This window comes from Aeromicrobium sp. SORGH_AS_0981 (assembly GCF_031453195.1).
Taxonomy (GTDB): Bacteria; Actinomycetota; Actinomycetes; order Propionibacteriales; family Nocardioidaceae; genus Aeromicrobium.
This window is the reverse complement of the sequence record NZ_JAVIZD010000001.1, coordinates 2,856,282-2,877,704: the sequence shown is the minus strand read 5'-3', so window position 1 is coordinate 2,877,704 and position 21,423 is coordinate 2,856,282. Positions and strand designations below refer to the sequence as shown.

18 protein-coding genes are annotated in these 21,423 nt (G+C 72.0%); 5 read left to right on the top strand and 13 right to left on the bottom strand.

What is annotated here, in order from left to right; translation table 11 throughout:
- Positions 1 to 9: 9 nt before the first annotated feature.
- Positions 10 to 2,178: a S9 family peptidase gene (locus QE370_RS14385; RefSeq protein WP_309634749.1), complete on the bottom strand. Its 2,169-nt coding sequence runs from the start codon at positions 2,176 to 2,178 to the stop codon at positions 10 to 12.
- Positions 2,179 to 2,187: 9 nt separating this feature from the next.
- Positions 2,188 to 3,609 (bottom strand): DNA polymerase IV, encoded by a 1,422-nt coding sequence (locus tag QE370_RS14380; RefSeq protein ID WP_309634748.1) that lies wholly within the window; start codon positions 3,607 to 3,609, stop codon positions 2,188 to 2,190.
- A gap of 136 nt (positions 3,610 to 3,745) precedes the next feature.
- On the opposite strand from QE370_RS14380, the gene QE370_RS14375 reads away from it, so the two are divergent.
- The 3 genes from QE370_RS14375 (at position 3,746) to QE370_RS14365 (ending at position 7,768) form a co-directional block, all read left to right on the top strand.
- Positions 3,746 to 4,741, top strand: coding sequence for a DUF4192 domain-containing protein (locus QE370_RS14375; protein ID WP_253023761.1), 996 nt, complete (start codon positions 3,746 to 3,748; stop codon positions 4,739 to 4,741).
- 36 nt (positions 4,742 to 4,777) lie between these two features.
- Entirely contained in the window at positions 4,778 to 6,253 is a 1,476-nt protein-coding gene (locus QE370_RS14370; RefSeq protein WP_253023759.1) for a glutamate--cysteine ligase, read from the top strand.
- A 270-nt stretch (positions 6,254 to 6,523) separates the two neighbouring features.
- On the top strand, positions 6,524 to 7,768 hold the full coding sequence (locus tag QE370_RS14365) for an RNA polymerase sigma factor (protein ID WP_083516350.1): 1,245 nt from the start codon (positions 6,524 to 6,526) through the stop codon (positions 7,766 to 7,768).
- 79 nt (positions 7,769 to 7,847) lie between these two features.
- Here the strand turns inward: QE370_RS14365 and QE370_RS14360 are convergent, their stop codons facing one another.
- From QE370_RS14360 to QE370_RS14330, 7 genes are all read right to left on the bottom strand, one after another.
- Positions 7,848 to 8,369 carry a hypothetical protein gene (locus QE370_RS14360; protein WP_309634747.1) on the bottom strand — a complete coding sequence of 174 codons (522 nt, stop codon included), beginning with the start codon at positions 8,367 to 8,369 and terminating at the stop codon, positions 7,848 to 7,850.
- On the bottom strand, positions 8,366 to 8,878 hold the full coding sequence (locus tag QE370_RS14355) for a hypothetical protein (RefSeq protein ID WP_309634746.1): 513 nt from the start codon (positions 8,876 to 8,878) through the stop codon (positions 8,366 to 8,368). Before QE370_RS14355 ends, QE370_RS14360 begins: the two co-directional genes overlap by 4 nt.
- Positions 8,879 to 8,887: 9 nt before the next feature.
- Positions 8,888 to 10,717, bottom strand: coding sequence for an alpha/beta hydrolase (locus QE370_RS14350; RefSeq protein ID WP_309634745.1), 1,830 nt, complete (start codon positions 10,715 to 10,717; stop codon positions 8,888 to 8,890).
- Between the two features lies 1 nt (position 10,718).
- Positions 10,719 to 11,180: a hypothetical protein gene (locus tag QE370_RS14345; RefSeq protein ID WP_309634744.1), complete on the bottom strand. Its 462-nt coding sequence runs from the start codon at positions 11,178 to 11,180 to the stop codon at positions 10,719 to 10,721.
- The gene (locus QE370_RS14340; protein WP_309634743.1) at positions 11,177 to 11,698 is read right to left on the bottom strand and encodes a hypothetical protein; all 522 of its coding nucleotides are present in this window, start codon (positions 11,696 to 11,698) and stop codon (positions 11,177 to 11,179) included. The genes QE370_RS14345 and QE370_RS14340 overlap by 4 nt, the downstream gene beginning before the upstream one ends.
- Before the next feature lie 72 nt (positions 11,699 to 11,770).
- Entirely contained in the window at positions 11,771 to 11,959 is a 189-nt protein-coding gene (locus QE370_RS14335) for a DUF6458 family protein (RefSeq protein ID WP_253023739.1), read from the bottom strand.
- 162 nt (positions 11,960 to 12,121) lie between these two features.
- Entirely contained in the window at positions 12,122 to 12,349 is a 228-nt protein-coding gene (locus tag QE370_RS14330; protein WP_067857058.1) for a hypothetical protein, read from the bottom strand.
- A 212-nt stretch (positions 12,350 to 12,561) separates the two neighbouring features.
- Between QE370_RS14330 and QE370_RS14325 the strand changes: the two genes are divergently transcribed.
- The gene (locus QE370_RS14325; protein ID WP_396127838.1) at positions 12,562 to 14,667 is read left to right on the top strand and encodes a type IIA DNA topoisomerase subunit B; all 2,106 of its coding nucleotides are present in this window, start codon (positions 12,562 to 12,564) and stop codon (positions 14,665 to 14,667) included.
- 35 nt (positions 14,668 to 14,702) lie between these two features.
- A complete protein-coding gene (locus QE370_RS14320; RefSeq protein WP_253023729.1) occupies positions 14,703 to 15,731 on the top strand; it encodes a DUF1707 domain-containing protein in 1,029 nt (342 codons plus the stop codon).
- A 47-nt stretch (positions 15,732 to 15,778) separates the two neighbouring features.
- Here the strand turns inward: QE370_RS14320 and QE370_RS14315 are convergent, their stop codons facing one another.
- Genes QE370_RS14315 through QE370_RS14300 form a run of 4 tightly spaced genes read right to left on the bottom strand, consistent with a single transcriptional unit; the run spans position 15,779 to position 21,280 of the window.
- Positions 15,779 to 16,273 carry a carbonic anhydrase gene (locus QE370_RS14315; RefSeq protein WP_253023727.1) on the bottom strand — a complete coding sequence of 165 codons (495 nt, stop codon included), beginning with the start codon at positions 16,271 to 16,273 and terminating at the stop codon, positions 15,779 to 15,781.
- A complete protein-coding gene (locus QE370_RS14310; RefSeq protein ID WP_253023725.1) occupies positions 16,270 to 18,054 on the bottom strand; it encodes an MFS transporter in 1,785 nt (594 codons plus the stop codon). Before QE370_RS14310 ends, QE370_RS14315 begins: the two co-directional genes overlap by 4 nt.
- Positions 18,055 to 18,057: 3 nt before the next feature.
- Complete coding sequence (locus tag QE370_RS14305; RefSeq protein ID WP_309634742.1) at positions 18,058 to 18,807, bottom strand: LppX_LprAFG lipoprotein; 750 nt, start codon at positions 18,805 to 18,807, stop codon at positions 18,058 to 18,060.
- A 4-nt stretch (positions 18,808 to 18,811) separates the two neighbouring features.
- A complete protein-coding gene (locus QE370_RS14300) occupies positions 18,812 to 21,280 on the bottom strand; it encodes a DNA topoisomerase IV subunit A (RefSeq protein WP_309634741.1) in 2,469 nt (822 codons plus the stop codon).
- Between the last annotated feature and the right edge of the window lie 143 nt (positions 21,281 to 21,423).

Below are 21,423 nucleotides of genomic sequence, written 5' to 3'. Positions count from 1 at the left end.
GCGAGCAGCCTACGAGCCGGCGCCGACATCGGCGGCAACCGGTCGGGGCTCGTGGGGCGCCCCGACGACGTCGATGATCCAGGCCAGCTCCCAGGCCCGCTCGTGCCAGGCCGCGTAGCGTCCGCTCACGCCGCCGTGGCCGGCGTTCATCTCGGTCTTGAGGAGGGCAGGGACCTGGCCGGTCGACCGTTCGCGCAGCCGCGCGACCCACTTGGCAGGCTCCACGTAGAGCACCCGCGTGTCGTTGAGGCTCGTCACCGCGAGCACCGGCGGGTACGCGACCTCGGCGACGTTCTCGTAGGGCGTGTAGGACTTCATGTAGGCGTAGACGTCGGGGTCGTGCAGCGGGTCGCCCCACTCGTCCCACTCGATGACGGTCAGCGGCAGGCTCGGGTCGAGGATCGTCGTCAGGGCGTCGACGAACGGGACCTCCGCCACGACGGCGCCGAACGCGTCGGGCGCCAGGTTCAGGGCCGCGCCGACGAGCAGGCCGCCGGCGCTGCCGCCCTCCGCGACGAGCCGCTCGGGCGAGGTCCAGCCCTCTGCCACGAGGTGGCGTGCCGCGGCGACGAAGTCGGAGAAGGTGTTCTTCTTGTGGGTCAGCTTGCCCTGGTCGTACCAGGCGCGACCGAGCTCGCCGCCGCCGCGGACGTGGGCGATGGCGAACACGAAGCCGCGGTCGAGCAGCGACAGGCGTGGGACGGACATGCCGGGGTCGATGCTGATCTCGTAGGAGCCGTACCCGTAGAGCAGGGCGGGTGCGGAGCCGTCGCGCGGGGTGTCGGCGCGGGCGACGAGCGAGACCGGGACGAGCGTGCCGTCGTCGGCGGTCGCCCACGTGCGGTGCTGCACGTAGTCGGCGGGGTCGTACCCGCCGAGCACCGTCTGCTGCTTGCGCACGACCAGCTCGCCCGTCTCGACGACGAGGTCGAGCACGGTGCTGGGCGTGACGAGCGATCCCATCCCGAGGCGGATCACGGGCTGGTCCCACTCGGCGTTCGCGCCCACCCCGGCGGTGAACAGCTCCTCGCCGAAGTCGATCTCGCGCGGCTCGCCGAGACCGCCGTCGTCGATGCTCGCGATGGCGACGCGGGTGAGCGCCTCGCGACGGTAGGAGAGCAGGAGCGACCGGGCGAAGACGTCGATGCCCTCCAGGCGCGTGCCTGCGCGGTGCGGCACGACCGTCTCGAGCGCCTCGCGCAGGGGTCGATCCACCGGCGCGGCGTCGACGGGCAGGGCGCCGAGCTCGAAGTCCTCCGCGCCGTCGTTGTGCAGCACCAGGAACAGGTCGCGTCCGGCGACCACTGCGTGCTCGAGCGAGTACTCGACGCCGTCGCGGCGCGGCACCACGACCCTGAAGTCGCCGGTCGGGTCGTCGGCCTCGAGGACGAGCACCTCGCTCGTGATCTTCGACGACGCGCCGATCACGAGGTAGCGCTCGGACTGGGTGCGCCCGACACCGGTGAAGAACCGCTCGTCGGTCTCCTCGTGGACGAGCACGTCGTCGGCGTCGGAGCCCAGTCGGTGTCGCCAGACGCGGTGGGGACGCCACGCGTCGTCGACGGTCGTGTAGAAGAGGTGGCTCCCGTCGGCGGACCAGGTGACGCCGCCGCTCGTGCCGGCGATCTCGTCGGCGAGCAGCTCGCCGGTGCGCAGGTCCTTCACGCGGATCGTGTAGCGCTCGTCGCCGACGACGTCGGTCGACCACGCGAGCAGGCTGCCGTCGTCGCTCAGCGAGAACCCGCCGAGGGAGAAGAAGTCGTGCCCCTCGGCCTCGAGGTTGGAGTCGAGCAGGACCTCCTCGCCGGGCACGGGCTCGCCCGGCACGAGGGGCGGCGGCTCCCAGTCGTCGGGGGACGAGACCGCCGTGCGGCAGCGGATGGCGTACTGGCTGCCCTCGACGGTGCGCGAGTAGTACCACCAGCCGCCGTGCCGCACGGGCACGGAGAGGTCGGTCTCGAGGGTCCGTGAGCGGATCTCCTCGAACAGCCGACCGCGCAGGTCGGCGAGGTGGGCCGTGCGGGCCTCCGCGTACGCGTTCTCGGCCTCGAGGTGGGCCAGGGTGCGAGGGTCGTCCTTGTCGCGGAGCCACTCGTACGGGTCCTCGACCTCGTCGCCGTGGTGGCGGCGGACGACCGGGTGCTGAGGGGCGACGGGCGGTTCGTGCGTCGACGTCATGCGGTGACGCTATCGCCCGGCACCCAGGCCCTCGTCGCTCGACCGCTCCGCGGCGCTCGGCGCGGTCAGCTCGTCGGGTCGGCGCGGGCGTGTGGGGCCCGTGTGACCGGGCGTGAGGGCGTCGTCGCCGGCCGCGAAGGTGTGCACGGGCCCGGGGCCCGTGAGTCGCGTCTCGAAGCGGACCGTCACCCGGCCGAGGCCGGCGCCCCACACCCAGCCGTCGCCGTGGTGGCGGTGGTGGACGTCGGCGCCGGGGCTCCAGACCGGGCCGGGGTCGGGGGAGCGGGGAGCGGGCTCGGCGACGGGCTCGGGACCGGTGGGCGGCTCGTCCGTGGTCCCCGCGTCGGGGTCGGGCTCGGGCTCGGCGAACAGGTCGTCCTGCACCCAGTCCGCGAGCCCGCTGACCCCGACGCCGACCAGGCGCAGACCGCCCGACAGGTCCGTGGCGGCCAGCAGGCCCTGCGCGCTCGCGGCGAGCAACGTGGGCGAGTCGGTGGGGCCCGCGAGGGTCGTGGAGCGGGTGTGGGTCTCGAAGTCGTGGTAGCGGATCTTCAGGGTGACGGTGCGGCCGGAGAGACCGGCGCTGCGCAGCCGTCCACCGACGCGCCGCGCCATCGTGTCGACGACGCCCTCGAGCCGGGCCCGGTCGGTGACGTCGTCGGGGAAGGTGTCCTCGACGCTGATCGACTTCGCCTCGCGCTCGGCGACGACGGGTCGGTCGTCGTCGGCACGGGCGAGGCGGGCGAGGGACCGCCCCGACGCGGAGCCCAGAAGCCGGACCAGCTCGTCCTCGTCGCGCTCGCGCAGCTCGCCGACCGTGCCGACCCCGATCCGGCGCAGCCGCTCGGCCGTCGCGGGCCCGACGCCCGGGATCGCCCGCACCTGCATGGGCTCCAGGAGCGCGAGCTCGGTGCCGGGGGCGACGACGAACATGCCGTCGGGCTTGCGCAGCTCGCTGGCGATCTTCGCCATGAGCTTCGAGGACGCGACGCCGACCGAGGCCGTGAGGCCCTCGGTGATCTCGGTGATGTCGCGGCGCAGCGTCTCGACGCGCTCGAGCACGGCATCGGGGGAGAGGTCGTCGTCAGAACCGGCCGCGAGGTCGACGTAGGCCTCGTCGAGTGAGAGCGGCTCGACGAGCGGCGACTCCTCGCGCAGGCGCCGCATGACGAGGGTGCTCGCCTCGCGGTAGGCGTCGAAGCGGCCCGAGAGGAACGCCGCGTGCGGGCACCGCGCCCGGGCCTCAGCCATGCGCATCGCCGAGCGGACGCCGTGGACGCGCGCCTCGTAGGAGCAGGTGGAGACCACGCCACGCTGTCCGATGCCGCCGACGATCACCGGTCGGCCGCGCAGCGACGGTTTGTCGCGCTGCTCCACCGAGGCGAAGAAGGCGTCGAGGTCGAGGTGGAGCACCGACGCCGTGGACCGCATGGTCCCATTCTGCTGCGGACCGCCGACGGTCGCTGCGTCCACACCCTCGGTCGCCGGGCGCGCCCTGGCCTGACGTCCGTCCACAGGCGGGGAACGCGCACCGCCGCACGCCGTCCGCGCGCAGCAGGTTGGGTCCATGACCTCCCAACCCGTGTACACGGCCCACGACGTGGCCGACCTCTTCAACCTCCTGCCCACCGCGCTCGGCTTCGCCCCGCACGAGTCGATCTGCGCGATCGCGACGAGCGGCCCGCGGCACCGTCTCGGCTTCACGATGCGCGTGGACCTGCCCGACCAGGACGACCACGTGGAGCACGTGGGCCGCTTCGTGGCCGGACACCTGCGCGCCCAGGGCGCCGACGGCGCCATCGTGCTCGTCGTCTCGACCCGGGTCGAGCGAGCCGCGCAGGCAGCGCGTGCGGTCGAGGGCGCGCTCGGCGCGATCCGACCGGTCGTCGTCGCCTGGACCGACACCAGCCGCTACTGGACCGCCTCGGACGACGACCCGACCGGGACGCCCCTCGACCTGAGCCCGCACCACCCGGCGGTGCTGGAGGCCGTCCTCGCGGGCCAGGAGGTGCTGCCCGACCGCACGGCCCTGGAGGACCGCTGGCGCCCGTGCGACGGACCGGGCTCGAGGTGGCTCCTGACGCAGGTGGTCCAGGTCGAGCGGGAGCTGGTGGAGCAGTCGTGGCGCGCGCCGACCGACCTCGCCGTCACGGGGCTCCAGGAGGTGCAGGACGTCGTGCGGACCGTCGAGCGCTCCGGCGTCGACGCGGTGGACGCCCGGTCGTTGCTGCGGCTGGGCGTCTGGCTGACGCTGGGAGCGGTCCGTGACGGGCTCTGGCCGACCCTCGACGACGCTGGTCCCGAGCGGCTCGCCACGTGGCGCGAGCTGGCCCGGCGGTCGCCCGGGGTCTACGCCGCCGTGCCGTACACGGTGGCCGGCTACCTCGCGTACCTGCGGGGCGACGGCGCGCAGGCCGCCCTCGGCTTCGACCGGGCCAGGGCCGCGGACCCGGGCTACACGATGGCAGCGACCCTCGGTGACGCCCTCCGGTTCGGCACGCACCCGCGGAGGCTGCGGGAGATCGTGCGCGCGGCGTTCGCGGACGCGGGCACCCTGCGATGACGCGCACTGGGCCGGCGTCGCCCCTAGGGTGAGCGCATGGGTCAGGACGTCGACGACAGGACCTTCACGCGCGAGGACCGGACGCGGTACCGGGAGAAGGTACGACGCTGCCTCGACGTGTTCGCCCGGATGCTCTCCGAGCACGACTTCTCCGTGGGCGAGCCGCAGATCGGCGTCGAGATCGAGCTGAACCTCGTCGACGACCTGGGCGACCCCGCGATGCGGAACGCCGAGGCGCTGGAGGCCATCGCCGACGAGGCGTTCCAGACCGAGCTCGGGCTGTTCAACATCGAGATCAACGTCCCGCCGCAGCCGGCGAGCGGTGACGGCTTCGCCGTCCTGGAGCAGACAGTCCGCCGCGACCTCAACGAGGCGCAGGAGAAGGCCGCGCGCGCCGAGGCCGGTCTGCTGATGGTGGGGGTGCTGCCGACCCTGCGCTCGGAGCACCTGCGTCAGGAGTCGCTCTCGCCGAACCCGCGCTACCACCTGTTGTCGGACCAGATCCTCTCGGCGCGTGGCGAGGACATCGCGATCGTCATCGACGGGGTCGACCGGCTGGAGACGACGGCCGACACGATCGTGCCCGAGGCGGCCTGCACGAGCACGCAGCTGCACCTGCAGGTCGAGCCCGACGACTTCGCGGCCACGTGGAACGCCGCCCAGGCCATCGCCGGCGTGCAGGTGGCCGTGGGCGCGAACTCGCCGTTCCTCCTCGGCCGACAGCTCTGGCACGAGACGCGGATCCCGTTGTTCGAGCAGGCGACCGACACGCGCAGCGAGGAGCTGAAGGCGCAGGGCGTCCGGCCGCGCGTCTTCTTCGGGGAGCGGTGGATCACCTCGGTCTTCGACCTGTTCGAGGAGAACGTCCGGTACTTCCCGGCGCTGCTGCCGATCGTGGAGGACGAGGACCCGGTGGCCGAGCTCGAGGCGGGACGCGTCCCCGCGCTCGCCGAGCTGCTGCTGCACAACGGGACCGTCTACCGGTGGAACCGCCCGATCTACGACGTGAGCGACGGACGTCCGCACCTGCGGGTGGAGAACCGGCTGCTCCCCGCCGGGCCGACGGTGGTCGACACGGTCGCCAACGCGGCGCTGTTCTACGGCCTCGTCCAGGTGATGCGCCAGAGCGAGCGTCCGGTCTGGTCGCAGCTCTCGTTCCGGGCGGCCGAGGAGAACTTCCACCAGGCGGCGCGGGTGGGCATCGAGGCCGACCAGTACTGGCCCTCGGTCGGCACCGTGTCCGTCCGCGAGCTGGTGCTGCGTCACCTCCTGCCGCTCGCCCACGAGGGACTCGGCCAGATGGGCGTCGACACCGCGGTCTCCGACCGGCTGCTCGACGTCGTGGAGCAGCGGTGCATCCGCGGCGCCAACGGCGCGACCTGGCTGGTCTCGGCCGTCGAGCAGGAGCTGGGGCGGACGGGTGACCGCACTGCGGCGCTGCGTGCCGTCACCCGGCGCTACGCGGAGCTCATGCACACCAACGAGCCGGTGCACACCTGGCCGCTCGACTGAGGTCGCAGGGCGCGCGGACCATCCAGGGGGTCCGACCACGCCGGTTGTGTCCCCGTGGCACACTGGATCACGCAGAGGTTGACCGCAGGCCTCTTTGTTGCGCCCTCAGACAGGTCAGGGAGGTGAGTCCTCGGTGAGTTCCGTCCTCGGACGCAGGTGTCAGATCCTGCCGTCCCGCCACGCCGGAACCGTCGTCGACCTCCTCGCCGAGGCCGTCCGGGGTAGCGCGCAGCACGATCGTCCAGCCCACCCGCGAGATCAGAAGAGCCCGTGACGAAGACTTCCAAGAAGACCGCCGCCCCCGCTCCCGCGAAGAAGGCGCCGGTCAAGAAGACGGCCGCCAAGAAGGCGCCGGCCAAGAAGGCCGCGGCGAAGAAGACTGCCGACGCCCCCGTCGACATCGCCGACGCGCTCGACGTGCCGGAGGGTGGTCAGGCCGCGAAGGTCGACGCCCAGGGCAAGAAGGTCCTGCCCGACATCTCCGACGAGGAGTTCGTCAAGGACCTCAAGAACGACCCGACGCTGAAGGAGGACGAGGAGTCCAGCTTCACGCTGTCCGCGGCCGACGAGTCCGACGAGCCGGTGCAGCAGGTGCTCGTCGCCGGCGCCACGGCCGACCCGGTCAAGGACTACCTCAAGCAGATCGGCAAGGTCTCCCTGCTCACCGCCGGTGAGGAGGTCGAGCTCGCCAAGCGGATCGAGGCCGGCCTGTTCGCCGAGGAGAAGCTCGGCAAGGGCGGCCGCATCTCCGAGAAGACGCGCGAGGAGCTCGACTGGATCGTCGTCGACGGTCGTCGGGCGAAGAACCACCTGCTCGAGGCCAACCTGCGTCTGGTCGTGTCGCTCGCGAAGCGCTACACCGGCCGCGGCATGCTCTTCCTCGACCTGATCCAGGAGGGCAACCTGGGCCTGATCCGTGCGGTCGAGAAGTTCGACTACACCAAGGGCTTCAAGTTCTCCACGTACGCGACCTGGTGGATCCGCCAGGCGATCACCCGCGCCATGGCCGACCAGGCCCGCACCATCCGCATCCCGGTGCACATGGTCGAGGTCATCAACAAGCTGGCCCGTGTGCAGCGCCAGATGCTGCAGGACCTGGGCCGCGAGCCCACCCCGGAGGAGCTGGCGCTCGAGCTGGACATGACGCCGGAGAAGGTCGTCGAGGTCCAGAAGTACGGTCGCGAGCCGATCTCGCTGCACACGCCCCTCGGCGAGGACGGCGACAGCGAGTTCGGCGACCTCATCGAGGACTCCGAGGCGATCGTCCCGGCCGACGCCGTGTCGTTCACGCTCCTGCAGGAGCAGCTGCACGCGGTGCTCGACACGCTCAGCGAGCGCGAGTCCGGCGTCGTCTCGATGCGCTTCGGCCTGACCGACGGCCAGCCGAAGACCCTCGACGAGATCGGCAAGGTCTACGGCGTCACGCGTGAGCGCATCCGCCAGATCGAGTCCAAGACGATGAGCAAGCTGCGTCACCCGTCCCGCTCGCAGGTGCTGCGCGACTACCTGGACTGACGCCCAGCGCGACGCACGACGACGGCCCGCCCCGAGCATCCTCGGGGCGGGCCGTCGTCGTTGCTGTGCGAGGAGCGAGTCAGGAGGGGGGAGTCAGGCCGAGGTCGTCGCGACGGCCGGGATCGGTGAGCTCGTCGATCAGGTCCCCGGACAGGTCGAGGCACCCGCTCGAGAGGTCCAGGGAGGCACCGCCGCCCGCGACACGAGCGGTGAGCGTCGTGCCCTGCTTCGAGGAGGTGACCGTCCCGGACGTGTCCTCCACGAGGGTCCACCTTTGTCCGTCGAGAAGCTCCTCGACTGCGGCGAGACGCCCAGAGACGCTTGTGTCCGCCTGGTCGACGGTCACCTCGGCCACGTACTCGGCGCCGTTCGGGTGGGGCGGCATCCCGCAGATCTTCCACCGGGCCGTGCCGCTGCCCGTGAAGCTGACCGCCGACATGCTCGCGGCCAGCTTCGGGAAGAGAGCCGCCGCCTCCGTCCGGATCTCCTCGGCGCGCTGCGAGGCCTGCCCGCGCGGGACGCCCCCGCCGTCGGCCCCACCGCACCCGGACAGCACAGCCAGCGCCGCGACGCCCGCGACGGTCCTGGCCCACCTCGTCACGACGGGGGAGCGACGCCGAGGTCGTCCTTCGGCTGGTCGGTCAGTCGGCGGATCTCGTCCTTCGGCACGTCGAGGCACCGGCTGCGCACCGACAGGTTCATCCCGGCCGCGCCATACTGGGCGCGCAGCGTCAGCCCGTCCTTGCGGCCCTCGAGCGTGTCGGCGCCGGCCTCCTCGACGCTCCAGCCCTGGGCCTCGGCCTGCTCGCGGACGACGGCGCCGTACTTCGAGGGGGGCACGTTGCTCTGGGTGACGGCGATCTCCGCGACGTACTGGGCTCCGTTCGGGCTCGGTTCCTGACCGCAGATCGCCCACCGACCCGCGCCCGTGCTGGTGTACCCCAGAGCCTCCACACCCTGCCCGATCGCCTCGAACGTCGTGGACGCGGCGGTGCGGGTCTTCTCCGCGGTGCGCTGGGCGTCTGGCGCGTCGTCGCCGGCCCCCTCGCCTCCGCACCCGAACAGGCTGGCCATCATCACGACTCCCACCACGATCCTCGAACGTCTCATCCTGACCTCTCAGTCGAAGGGGTTCAGCCAGCTGCCGGCGTCCTTCGCCCGGTCCCAGGTCCAGCCTGCCGCGTCGGCGACCTGCCCGCCCGTCCACTCGACGCCGTTCCAGATCTGCTCGCCCCCGGACACGACGGAGCTGCCGACGACGAGGGTGTCGAGGGTCTGGTAGCTGCCGAGCGTGCGTCCGTCGACCTCATCAGGGGTCTGGCCGGCCACCACGTCGGCCATCGCGTCCAACGACGTCGAGCCCTCGTTGAAGTACGACGAGTGGTTCTCGAAGAGGTCCTGGACCCGGTAGGAGCCCGGATCGACCTCGAAGCGGTGCGCGCCGAAGTCGGCCTGGGCCGGGTCGTGACCGAGAGCGCCGATCGCGGGGGAGCCCAGCAGCGTGACGGGGTCGTAGTCGGCCGAGCCGACGAACAGGTGACCCTCCGGCATCAGGTCGGTCGCGGTGTCGGCCGATCCGGTGCCGGGGCTGCCGATGAGCACCATGTCGTCGACCTGCAGGTCGTTGTCGGTGGCGGCGTGCGAGACGGTCGTCGACCCGTAGCTGTGGCCGATCGCCGTGAAATGGGCGTCGGGACCCTGGTCGCTCGCTCGCATGCCGTCCACGAAGTCGGCGAAGCGCTCCCCGCCGTCCGTGGCCTTGCCCTGTCCGGCGACCTGCAGGAAGTCCCACGGGTCGTCGGTGAGGCCTTCGCCGCTGCTCGGGGCGTCGTAGTCGATCCACGTGATCGCGGCGACCGACCGGTCGCCGTTCTTCTCGTCGGCCAGCTGCATGAGCCGGTCCATCGACTCGACGTTGCCGCTCAGCGACGTCGCCTCGCTGGTCAGGCCCGGGACGAAGGACGTCACGTCGTCCGCGGTGTCGGGGTTGCCGAGGCTCATGGCGACGCCACCGTCGCCGTTGAAGGCGTCGGGCCGGTAGACGAGCAGGAACGCCTGGTTCTCGCCGGTCTCGGGGTCGATCCGGTCCTGGTAGTCGTCGAGGGTGTCGCGGGCGTCCTCGGCGTTCATCAGCTGCTGGCGCTCGAGGTCGGTCAGCTGGCCGTCGTCGCGGCGCTGGGTGAGGTAGTCGATGTCGCTGAGCATCGAGGTGCGGTTCGCCTCGTCGCGCACCTCGCTGGGCACCCCACCGGCATTCCCGACGAGCTGGGGCGAGTGCATCACGAGAGCAGCGACCTGCTCGGGGCTCAGACCACTCCACCAGTCGGCGACAGCCTCGGGGTCGCCGCTGTCGACCTTCTGCTGCAGCTGGTCCGCCAGCGCGGCGGCATCGGCGCGGTTCGGGGCCGACGCTGCCGACTGACCCTCGGCGACGGTGTCGACACCTTGCAGGCCGGCGATCACGGTCTGCTCGGCCGACTCCTGGTCCCGGTTCCACGCGTCGACGTCGGCCTGGAGGGCCGTGGCCTCGCGCTCGAGGTTGGCCGACCTCTGGACGAGCGCCTCCTGAGCGGTCGCATCGTCCTTGTCCGACGCGGCGACGTCGGCGTCGTAGGTGTCGATGCGGCCGTTGAGCTCCGAGACCCTCTCGACCAGGTCGATGCGCCGTGAGCTGAGCGTCTGCAGGGTGTCGTCGAACGCGTCGAGCACGGTGACCGCCCGCACGAACGCCGCGGACGCGGCATCCAGGCGAGCGGACAACGCCGTGAACTCGTTCGCGGCGGCCTGCGAGGCGTCGCCGGTCCACGAGGCGGGCGTCCCCTGCGACGCCATCGACTCCTGTGCGTCACTCACGCTCTCGCCGGTGGCGCGGACCCCGCTGGTGGCCGAGGCGGCGGCCGCCGACGTGGTGCGCAGGGGGTCGGGCTGGCTGACTCGGACGAGCGCCACGTCAGTCACCTCCCGTGGGGCTCGGCGACGGCGTCGGCGACGGGCCAGGGGAGGGCTGAGGCGTGGCGGGGGTCGAGTCGCTCGGCGGAGGGGGCGACGGACTCGGGCCGGGGGACGGGGTCGGCATCGGCGGCGGACCACCGTCGGGGTCGATCGTGCTGTCGCGGTAGGACCACGGCATCAGCGACCTGATGCGCTGGTACGCGGCGTCGTCGACCGACGAGTAGGTCGCGGCGGCGTCGTCGAGGGACTCCGCATGAGCCTGCGCGGTCGTCGCGACGTCCTTGACCTCGTCGACCCACGCCTCGCGGAACGTCTCGAAGGCGGCTGCGACGTCGGGCGCCATGGGGGACCCGGTCGTGCCGTGCAGGCGTCGCCACGCACCGTCCAACCCGTCGGCCGCGCCGTCCCAGACCCTGGCCGCGGCGGTGATGGCGTTCCAGTCCGCCTCGACGCTGCTCATCGCTCGGCCTTGAGGGTCGCGAGGTCGTCGGCGCGCACCGGCACGACGGGGCCGGCCAGGAGGAGCTGCGTCGCTGCAGCGCCGCTACGGACGTCGAGGTCGATCCAACCGTTCGTGGCCATGAGGTGCGGCCGCGCCTCGTCACCGCTCGCCGCGACCTCCCACCCGCGATCCTGCAGCGCGCGGGCGAGGGCGCGGAGCGTGACCACGGCCCGGGGGCCGGCCAGGTTACGCAGCGCCTTCTCGTTGAGGTAGGCGTGACCCCCGTCGGCCGCGCGCCAGAGACGGGTCGGAGCAGGCGTGTCCGGCGGCAGCAGGTGACGGATCGCCCCGTACGCGTCGTCGACGCCCCGCTCGATCTTGCGCGCCTCGTCGAGGCTGATCGCGTCGTCCGGCTCCGCCGCGGGAAGGTCGAGCGGGGAGCGGCCGGTCAGGAGCACCAGGTCGACGTCGGGATGACGCCGACGCACGACACCCCAGAAAGGATCCTGGGCCACCGGCCCCTCCCCGACACTCATGTCGATGACGTTAGCAACGTGTTCGTGTTGCTGACCACCCCGTCGCGACGAGCGTCGCGTTCAGCGGGCCAGTCAGCGGGGCGGGGGCACGTCGCGACGCGTGCGCGTGCCGAGGATCAGCGACAGCACAAGACCGAGCGCGCCGACCGCGATGAGGATGTAGCCGACCATCGTCAGGTCGACGCCGCTGATGCGGTCCTGGACGGCGAAGGACAGGATCGCGCCGACCGCCAGCAGGAAGAGCGAGGTACCGATCTGCATGAGGACTCCTCGGACAGTGGTCGACGCGGTGCCGACCTGGTGCGGCGAGCGTGGCACGCGTCGACTCGTCCCGCACGTCCAGACGACGAGAGCCCCTCGCCGCAGTGCGGCGAGGGGCTCTCGGACGAAGCCTGTCTCGGGCCTCGGCGTCCGACCGTGGTCTCAGACCTCGGTGTCGGGGGCCGAGGCGGGGACGCCGGCGAGGCGGCCCGTCTCGTCGTGGATCGACACGGCGATCTCACGCAGCTTGTCCTCGTGCTCTCGGGCGTGGTGCGCGCAGAAGAGCAGCTCGGTTCCGCCGGCGAGCTCGACGCGGACGTACGCCTGTGCTCCACACCGGTCACAACGGTCGGTCGCGTTCAGACCGGGAAGCTCGGCGACTGCAGCCATGATGTTCTCTCTTCCTCAGCGGCGTCGGGGGTACGTCTGTCACAACATCCAACCACGGCGGCCTGTTCCGCACAGGTCCAGGTGACATACGACATAGATACTGCCCAGCAGGGTCAAACACCCGGACGCACGTCGGCGTGCCGCGTGTCAGACGGGTCACCGACGAGGCGCTGACTAGGCTGGCAGCGGGACGTTCCCTGCCCGTCACGCGGGTGGCGCGGACGTCTCATGAACCCCCCCTACGTCTCCTGGAGGTCCTGGACGTGTCGACCTACGACGCTCGCAACCTGCTCGTCCTCGAGGGGCTCGAGGCCGTGCGCAAGCGTCCGGGCATGTACATCGGCTCCACCGACACGCGCGGTCTCATGCACTGCCTGTGGGAGATCATCGACAACTCCGTCGACGAGGCCCTCGCGGGGCACTGCGACCGCATCGACGTCGTCCTGCACGCCGACGGCTCCGTCGAGGTGCGCGACAACGGTCGCGGCGTGCCGGTCGACATCGAGCCGAAGACCGGCCTCACCGGCGTCGAGGTGGTCTACACCAAGCTCCACGCCGGCGGGAAGTTCGGCGGTGGCTCCTACAACGCGACCGGTGGCCTGCACGGTGTCGGCGCCTCGGTCGTCAACGCGCTCTCCTCGCGCCTGGACGTCGAGGTCGACAAGTCCGGAGCCACGTGGTCGATGTCGTTCCGGCGGGGCGAGCCCGGGGTCTTCGCCGGCGACGGCCCCGCCGCGGACTTCACGCCCGACAACACCTTGCGCAAGGGCGGCCGGGTGAAGAAGACCGTCACGGGCACCCGGGTCCGCTACTGGGCCGACCCGCAGATCTTCATCAAGAGCGCGACGTTCGCCTACGACGAGCTCGTCAACCGCGCGCGTCAGACCTCGTTCCTGGTGCCCGGCCTGCAGATCGTGCTGCGTGACGAGCGGGGCGAGGAGCCGGTCGAGGAGTCGTTCAAGCACGACGGCGGCATCACCGAGTACTGCGACTTCCTGGCGTCCGACGAGCCGGTCAGCGAGGTGCTCCGCCTGCAGGGCGAGGGCTCGTTCACCGAGACCGTGCCCGTGCTCGACAGCAAGGGTCACATGACGCCGCAGGAGGTCGAGCGTGAGCTGGGCGTGGACGTCGCCCTGCGCTGGGGCACCGGCTACGAGACCGAGCTGCGCTCGTTCGTCAACATCATCGCGACCCCGAAGGGCGGCACCCACGTCCAGGGCTTCGAACGCGGCGTCACCAAGACGTTCAACGACACCCTGCGGAACACGCGGCTGCTGAAGTCGGGCGACGCGGACATCGTCAAGGACGACGTGCTCGAGGGCATCACCGCCGTCGTGACCGTGCGGCTCGCCGAGCCGCAGTTCGAGGGACAGACCAAGGAGGTGCTCGGGACCCCCGCCGTCACGCGCATCGTCAACCAGGTCGTCTCACGCGAGCTCAAGGCGTTCCTGACGTCGACCAAGGCGGCCGAGAAGGCCAAGGCACGGCAGGTCATGGAGAAGGTGGTCGCGGCGTCGCGGACCCGTCTCATGGCACGCCAGCAGCGCGACAACCAGCGTCGCAAGAACGCGCTGGAGTCCAGCGCCCTGCCGGCCAAGCTGGCCGACTGCCGCGCGGGCGACGCCGAGCGCACCGAGCTGTTCATCGTCGAGGGCGACTCGGCGCTCGGCACGGCGAAGTCGGCGCGCGACTCGGAGTTCCAGGCGCTGCTGCCGATCCGCGGCAAGATCCTGAACGTCCAGAAGGCCAGCGTCGGCGACATGCTCAAGAACGTCGAGTGCTCCTCGATCATCCAGGTCGTGGGTGCGGGGTCCGGACGCACGTTCGACCTCGACCAGGCCCGCTACGGCCGGATCATCTTCATGGCCGACGCCGACTCCGACGGCGCCCACATCCGTTGCCTGTTGGCCACCCTCTTCTTCCGCTACATGCGCCCGCTCGTCGAGCAGGGCCGGGTGTTCTCGGCCGTGCCGCCGCTGCACCGCATCGAGCTGACGAACCCGAAGAAGGGGCAGGACAAGTACCAGTACACCTACTCCGACGCGGAGCTCCAGCGCACCCTGGCGGACCTGAAGCGGCGCAACGTCCGCTGGAAGGACCCCATCCAGCGCTACAAGGGTCTCGGCGAGATGGACGCCGACCAGCTGGCGGAGACCACGATGGACCCCCGCCACCGCACCCTGCGCCGGCTCACCGTCGACGACGCCGAGCAGGCCGCCGCGGTCTTCGAGCTGCTCATGGGCAACGAGGTCGCGCCGCGCAAGGAGTTCATCGTCCAGAGCGCCTACGACGTCGACTCCGACCTGATCGACGCCTGACCGGAACCGGACGTCCGTCCCGCTACGCTGCCGCCGTGAGCGACATCAGCGACCCGAGCGGCGCCGGCCGCGGCGACCGTCGGCGGGCACGCCGGATGGTGGACGAGGCGTACGCGGAGGGTCGGATCACGGCAGCCGACCGGACCCTGCGCCTCGAGCAGATCGACGCCGCGTCCACCAAGGGCGACCTCGCGATGGTCCTGCGCGACCTCGAGAGCCGCCCGTCGACGACGACCTCACCGGACCTGGCCGCGCCGCCCTTCGGGATGCCGCCCCCGGTCACGGACCTGGACCCGGTCGCACCGCGCAACCGGCAGGCTCCCTCGACACCGTCGTCGCCGCCACCCGGGGCGGCCCCGCCGGCCGAGACGACCCCGCCCGCCTCGACCGGAGGTGGGCCGACCTGGGCGCCGCCCTCCTACGGCGGCTCGGTGTCGGGAAGCGCGTCCGGCCCGCGGGCCGGCGGCGGGTGGACGACGGAGCGCAAGATCGGCTGCGGCGTCATCGCGGTCATCGCGATCTTCCTCGTCCCGCTCGTCGTCGCGCTCGTCGTGTTCCTCGGGGTCGCCCGGTCCTTCGACGGCGGCTTCGACTCCGGCTCCTCCGACGACGTCGGGCTCGCGGACGACGGCTACACCGTGAAGGACGGCGTGACGGTGCCTGATGCCGCCACGTGGTGGGACCTGCAGGTCGCGGACCTCGACGACGACGCCGGGACGGCGACCGTCACGACGTACGACGTGCGCGACGGCGGCGGCGTCGCCACGGTCGTCGACGGCACGACCGCCCGTCAGTGGGTCTTCAGAGGGGTCGAGTGGGAGCCGCTGGGCGAGCCGACCAGGCTCGACCCGGCGACGTCGCCCGTCGACCTGGCCGACGTGGCTCCGACCGTGGTCCAGGACGTCGTGGAGGCCACGCTGCTCGAGGTGGGACCCGACGCGTCGCCGGACGTGCAGGTGCACGTCGTCACGAGCGGTGCCGACCCGAGACTGGTCGTCGACGTCACCGACGGCTCCACGACCACGCGCGGCGTCTTCACCCTCGACGGCACCCGGCTCGACTGACCACGGCCGCGGACACCGTGCCGTCGGGCGCGAGGGCAGCGGTCGCGTCAGACGACCTGCTCGAGCAGGCCGGTGTCGACGTCGTAGATGAAGCCGCCGACCTCGACGCTCTCGGGGATGAGCGGGTGCGACGTCACGCGATGCACGTCGGCGCGGATCTGGCGCTTCTGGTCCGAGATGGGCCCGATCGACATCCAGGTGGCGTCGGTGCCGGTGCTGTCGGAGACCCTCTGGTGGATCTGCTCCTCGGTGGAGGAGGCCATCGCGCAGCGCGTGTGCTCGACGACGAGCACGCGCTTCACCTGCAGCAGGTGCGAGCCGAGGACCAGAGCCACGAGTTCCTGGTCGTTGACGCGACCGCCGGGGTTGCGCAGGATCTTGGCGTCTCCGGGCTGGAGACCGATCATGCCGAGAGGGTCGATGCGCGAGTCCATGCACGTCACCATGGCGACGCCGGCACGTGCGATGCCGTCGAAGCCGGTGAGCGAGAAGGAGTCGGCGAAGGTCCGGTTGGCTGCGAGAAGGTCGTCGAAGTCCGTCACACCGGCATCCTACCGCCGGTGTTTCGTGCCCGCCTGTTAGGTGCCTCACGCAACAACCACAGCGCGAGGATCGCTGCGACCGCAGCGCACACGGCTGCCCCGACGAACACCGCGTGCAGCTGGGCGATCCCGGCGTCGCGCACCTCGTCGCGGTAGGCCCGGCACAGCTGGACGGCGCCCGAGCAGACCTCGGACGCCGGGGGGATCTTCTCCGAGGCCGCGTAGAAGGCGCGCAGGCCGACCGTCGTGAGTGCGGAGATGCCGATCAGCATGCCCACCATGCGCGCCACGATGAGCAGGGCGCTCGCGACCCCGTGCACCGCGTCGCCGGTGTGCTCGAGCAGCACCGCGTTCACCGGGGCGATCGCCAGGCCGAACCCGAGACCTGCCGCGACCAGGGAGAGGGTCTCCCACCCGCTCGCGAGCGACTGCGCGTCCCACGTGGCCATGTGCAGGAAGGCCAGCGCGCTCATGAGCATCGCCGCGGCGGTGATCCAGGCGGCGGGCACCCGACGCAGCAGCCAGCCACCCAGCACGGCCCCGACCGGCAGGGCCACGAGGAACCGGACGAGCACGAGCGCGGCGTCGAGCTGGGAGTCGCGGTAGACGGTGAGGCGTGCGAAGAACGGGATGTCGACGAGCGCCGCGATGAGGGAGGCGCCGATCACGAACGAGACCACCAGGGCACCCCAGGCGGGGCGGGCCGCCAGGGCTCCGCGCGGCACGAGCGGCGTGGCGGCGGTCCGCTGCCGGTAGGCGAAGCCCGCCGCGGCCACCGCGGCCACCGGCAGCAGCCAGGGAGCAGCGGGCGAGATCGCGCCGGACTCGGGCTCGGCCGAGGCGAAGGTGACGATGACGGCGGCGAGTGCCAGCGTGAGGAGACCCGCGCCCACCAGGTCGGTGCTGCGCGCGACCTCGCCCCAGGTGCGCCACTGCACGAGTGGACGTCGGGCCGTGGCCTGTCGCAGCAGCAGGAGCGCCGCGAGCGCGTAGGTGACCAGGGCGACCGGTGTCAGCCAGCGCGAGTCGCCGGTGACCGGCAGGAAGGCCAGGCCCGAGGTGACGCCGGTGACGAGCCGCTGGGGCTCCAGCATCACGAGCGACAGGCCGAGCAGGGAGAGGGCGAGGAGGCCGGCGCCGAGCAGGTCGGGCCGGCCACGGTCGGCTGCCGCGCCATCCTCCGAGGCCGGGGCCGCGTCGCGCAGTCGCAGCATCACCGCGGCGAGCAGCAGGCCGACGGCGGCGTTCAGCCAGAAGATGTCGCGCCACGACCCGAACGCCAGCACCACCGCGCCGTACAGCGGGCCGAGGACGCTGCCCAGCTCCTGCACGGCACCCACGACCCCCAGAGGAAGACCGCGCCGCTTCGGGGGCCACAGGTCGGCGACCAGGGCGAGGGTCGGGGGGATCAGCCCGCCGCCCCCGACACCCTGCAGCAGACGTCCCGCGACGATGGTCTCGAGGTCGTACGCCGCGGCGGTCACCAGCGACCCGACGGCGAAGACGACCAGCGACCCCAGCAGCACCGGCACCCGACCGCGCAGGTCGGAGATCCGTCCGATGAGCGGCAGCACCCCGACGTAGCCGAGCAGGAAGCCCGAGACGATCGGGGCCGCGCGCTGGAGCTCGTCGACGTCGAGGCCGCTCGCCGACATCATGTCGGGCAGCGCGAGCACGACGACGTAGGTGTCGGCCGCCGCGAACGCGATGGCCACCGCGGCGAGGCCGAGCAGGGTGCGTGAGGCCAGCCGCACGGTGCCGGTGTCGCCGGGCTCCGCCACGGGTCAGCGGCCGCCGGTCGCGGCAGGGGCCGTGATCTCGACCGGCTCGTCCGACGTGGCGAGCCTGACCGTGTAGGTGACCTTCGAGCCCTCGCCGTAGAACGGGCCGGTCATCTTCGCGTCACGCAGCTCGTCGTCGTCGGTCAGCCGGTACGTCACCGCGAACGTCCCCTGCCGCGAGGCGGACGGGATGATGTCGGCCACCACCGAGCCGGGCAGCGTGCCGGTGACGGAGGTGAGCACGTCGCGGCCGTCGCGCGACTGGTCGCCCGTTGTGAGGTCCTCGGTGGAGGCGAGGATGCTCGTGAGGCCGGAGTCGGGGTCGAGGAGGCCCGCCGGGTCGGGTGCCTTGAGCGACGCCGGGTCGATCGTGAGGTAGCCCGGGGTGAGACCCGTGTCGGCGTAGACGGTTCCGTCCACCGCGATCACCTTCGCGGTGAGTGTGGCACCGCCGGAGGAGACCTTCACGTCGCCCTCGAAGGCGGGGGAGTGGTTGCCCTTCCCCTTCGCGGAGAGCAGACCCGACACGCCGTCCGGAACCGACGACGTGGTCAGCGAGACGTCGACCGTCTCGGCGTCGTCGATGGTCTTCTTGGCCGCGTCGAGCCGCTTCTGCACGGCAGCGGTGTCGGTGGAGCCGCCGTCGTCACCGCCGCCCGTGCAGCCGGCGAGCAGCACGGCGAGGACGAGCGCGACGGGCAGCAGGGCGGCCCGAAGCGGGGACGTGGACGCGGTTCGGGTGAGAGGGCGCACCCCGTCAGTCTCGCACGACCTGGAGTCCCGGCAGGTGTGCCGCGGGCGACGCGGCGGCCAGCACGGGCTGGGCCACGGGCACGCCGGACCCGTCACGGCGCGGGTCCACCGCCGGCAGGTCGACGGGCGATCCGCTGGTGGCGCATGCGAGCGGGAGTCCGTCGCCGACCCAGGCCAGGATCAGCCCGTCCTCGCCCTTGAGGAGACGCTGGCAGCGCACCCCTCCGGTCGCGCGCCCCTTCGCCGGGAAGGCCGAGAGGGGGGTGACCTTGGCCGCGCCCGTCTGGGTCCCGGGCAGGGCGTCGCCGGAGCCGGCGATGGTGAGGACGTGCGCGCCGTCGACGTCGCTGACGACGCCGAAGCCGACCACGCGTTGTCCGGGCGCGACCTTGACGCCCGCGACGCCACCGCCGCCGCGTCCCTGGGGCCGCACCAGCCCGGCGTCGAAGCGCAGGAGCTGCGCGTCGGACGTGACGAAGACCAGCTGCTCCTCGCCCGTCGCGAGCGGCGCGGCCCCGACCACGACGTCGCCGTCGGCGAGGCTGACGACCTCCCACGCGTCGCGGCTGAGCACGTGGTCGGGCTTGACGCGCTTGACGACGCCCGCGCGGGTGCCCAGGGCGATCCCCGGGCCGTCGTCGGACAGCGACATCAGGGTGACCGGCGCGGCAGGGGTGGACAGCAGCTCGCGGAGCGGGATCCCGCCCTGCACGTGCGGGGCCGACGCGGTCGGCGGCAGCGCGGGGATGTCGAGGACGTCGAGCCGGTGGACCACGCCGTCCTGCGTCACGAGGCCGACCTGCCCGCGCGCCGTCGTGGCGACCGCGGAGACGATCACGTCGTGCTTCGCGCGGTTCCCGACGTCGCCGAAGGGTGTCGCGTCGGTGGTGCGGGCCAGCAGCCCGGTCGCCGACAGCAGCACGAAGCACGGGTCGTCGGCGACCTCGAGCGACGCCGTGGCGGTGACGGTCTGGCCCGCGGACTCCAGGAGGACGGTGCGACGCGGCGTGCCGAAGCTCTGGGCGACCTCGGCGAGCTCGTCGGAGACGACGCCGCGCAGGACGGTGTCGTCGCCGAGGATCTCCTCGAGCTGCTCGATGGTGGCGCGCAGCTCGTCGGCCTCCTTCTCCAGCTCCAGGCGGGAGAAGCGGGTGAGGCTGCCGAGCGTCCGGTCGAGGATGAAGTCGGCCTGCGCCTCGCTGAGGTCGAACACGCCCATCAGGCGGGTACGGGCCTCACCGCGGTTGTCGCTGCTGCGGACGAGCTGGATGACCTCGTCGATGTCGACGATCGCCACGAGCAGGCCCTCGACGAGGTGCAGCCGGTCGGCCGCCTTCGCCCGGCGGAACTCGCTGCGCCGGCGCACGACCTGGGACCGGTGGCCGAGGTAGACCTCGAGCATCTGCTTGAGGCCCAGGGTGCGGGGCTGCCCGTCGACGAGGGCCACTGCGTTGATCGAGAACGAGGACTCCATCGGCGTCTGCTTGAAGAGCTGCTCGAGCAGGGCCTCGGGCACGATGCCGTTCTTCACCTCGATGACGAGGTGCAGGCCCTTGTGGCGGTCGGTCAGGTTCTTGATGTCGGAGATGCCCTGCAGCTTCTTGGCCTGCACGAGCTTCTTGATCGCCTCGACGACCTTCTCCGTGCCGACGTTGTAGGGCAGCTCGGTGACGACGATGCCCTTGCGGCGCGGCGTGATGTTCTCGATCCGGGTGGTCGCGCGCATGCGGAACGAGCCGTTGCCGGTCGCGTAGGCGTCGCGGATGCCGTCGAGGCCGACGATCTTGCCGCCGGTGGGCAGGTCGGGCCCGGGTACGAACCGCATCAGGTCGTCGAGGTCGGCCTCCGGGTGCTCGATCAGGTGGCGCAGGGCCTGCACGACCTCGACGAGGTTGTGCGGCGCGATGTTGGTGGCCATGCCGACGGCGATCCCGGACGCTCCGTTGACGAGCAGGTTCGGCAGTGACGCCGGCAGGACGCTCGGCTCGAGCTCGCGGCCGTCGTAGTTGGGGCGGAAGTCGACGGTGTCCTCGTCGATCGACGCGGTCATGGCCTCCGCCGCGGCGTCCATGCGGCACTCGGTGTAGCGCATCGCGGCCGGCGGGTCGTCCGGCGAGCCGAAGTTGCCGTGCCCGTCGACGAGGGGCAACCGCATCGACCACGACTGCACGAGCCGCACGAGGGCGTCGTAGATCGCGCCGTCGCCGTGCGGGTGGAGCCGACCCATGACCTCGCCGACGACGCGGGCGCTCTTGACGTGGCCGCGGTCGCTGCGCAGGCCCATGTCGTCCATCGTGAAGAGCGTGCGGCGCTGCACGGGCTTGAGGCCGTCGCGGGCGTCGGGGATGGCCCGCGAGTAGATCACCGAGTACGCGTACTCGATGTAGCTGGCATTCATCTCGTCCGTGATGTCGGTGTCGATGATGTGCTCGTCGAACTCCTCAGGGGGGCTCGGGGTGCTGCTGCGGGCCATGGATCCTCTCTTGGCTCACGGGGGTCGCCGATGGTGGGCGGCTGGGCGTGACCTCCTGATTCTCCCGGTCGCCGCGTCGCGGGCGCAGGCGCCACGCCGCCAGGGTGCCCGTGGCCCCGCCCACGCCGCTCCCTCGCCACCGG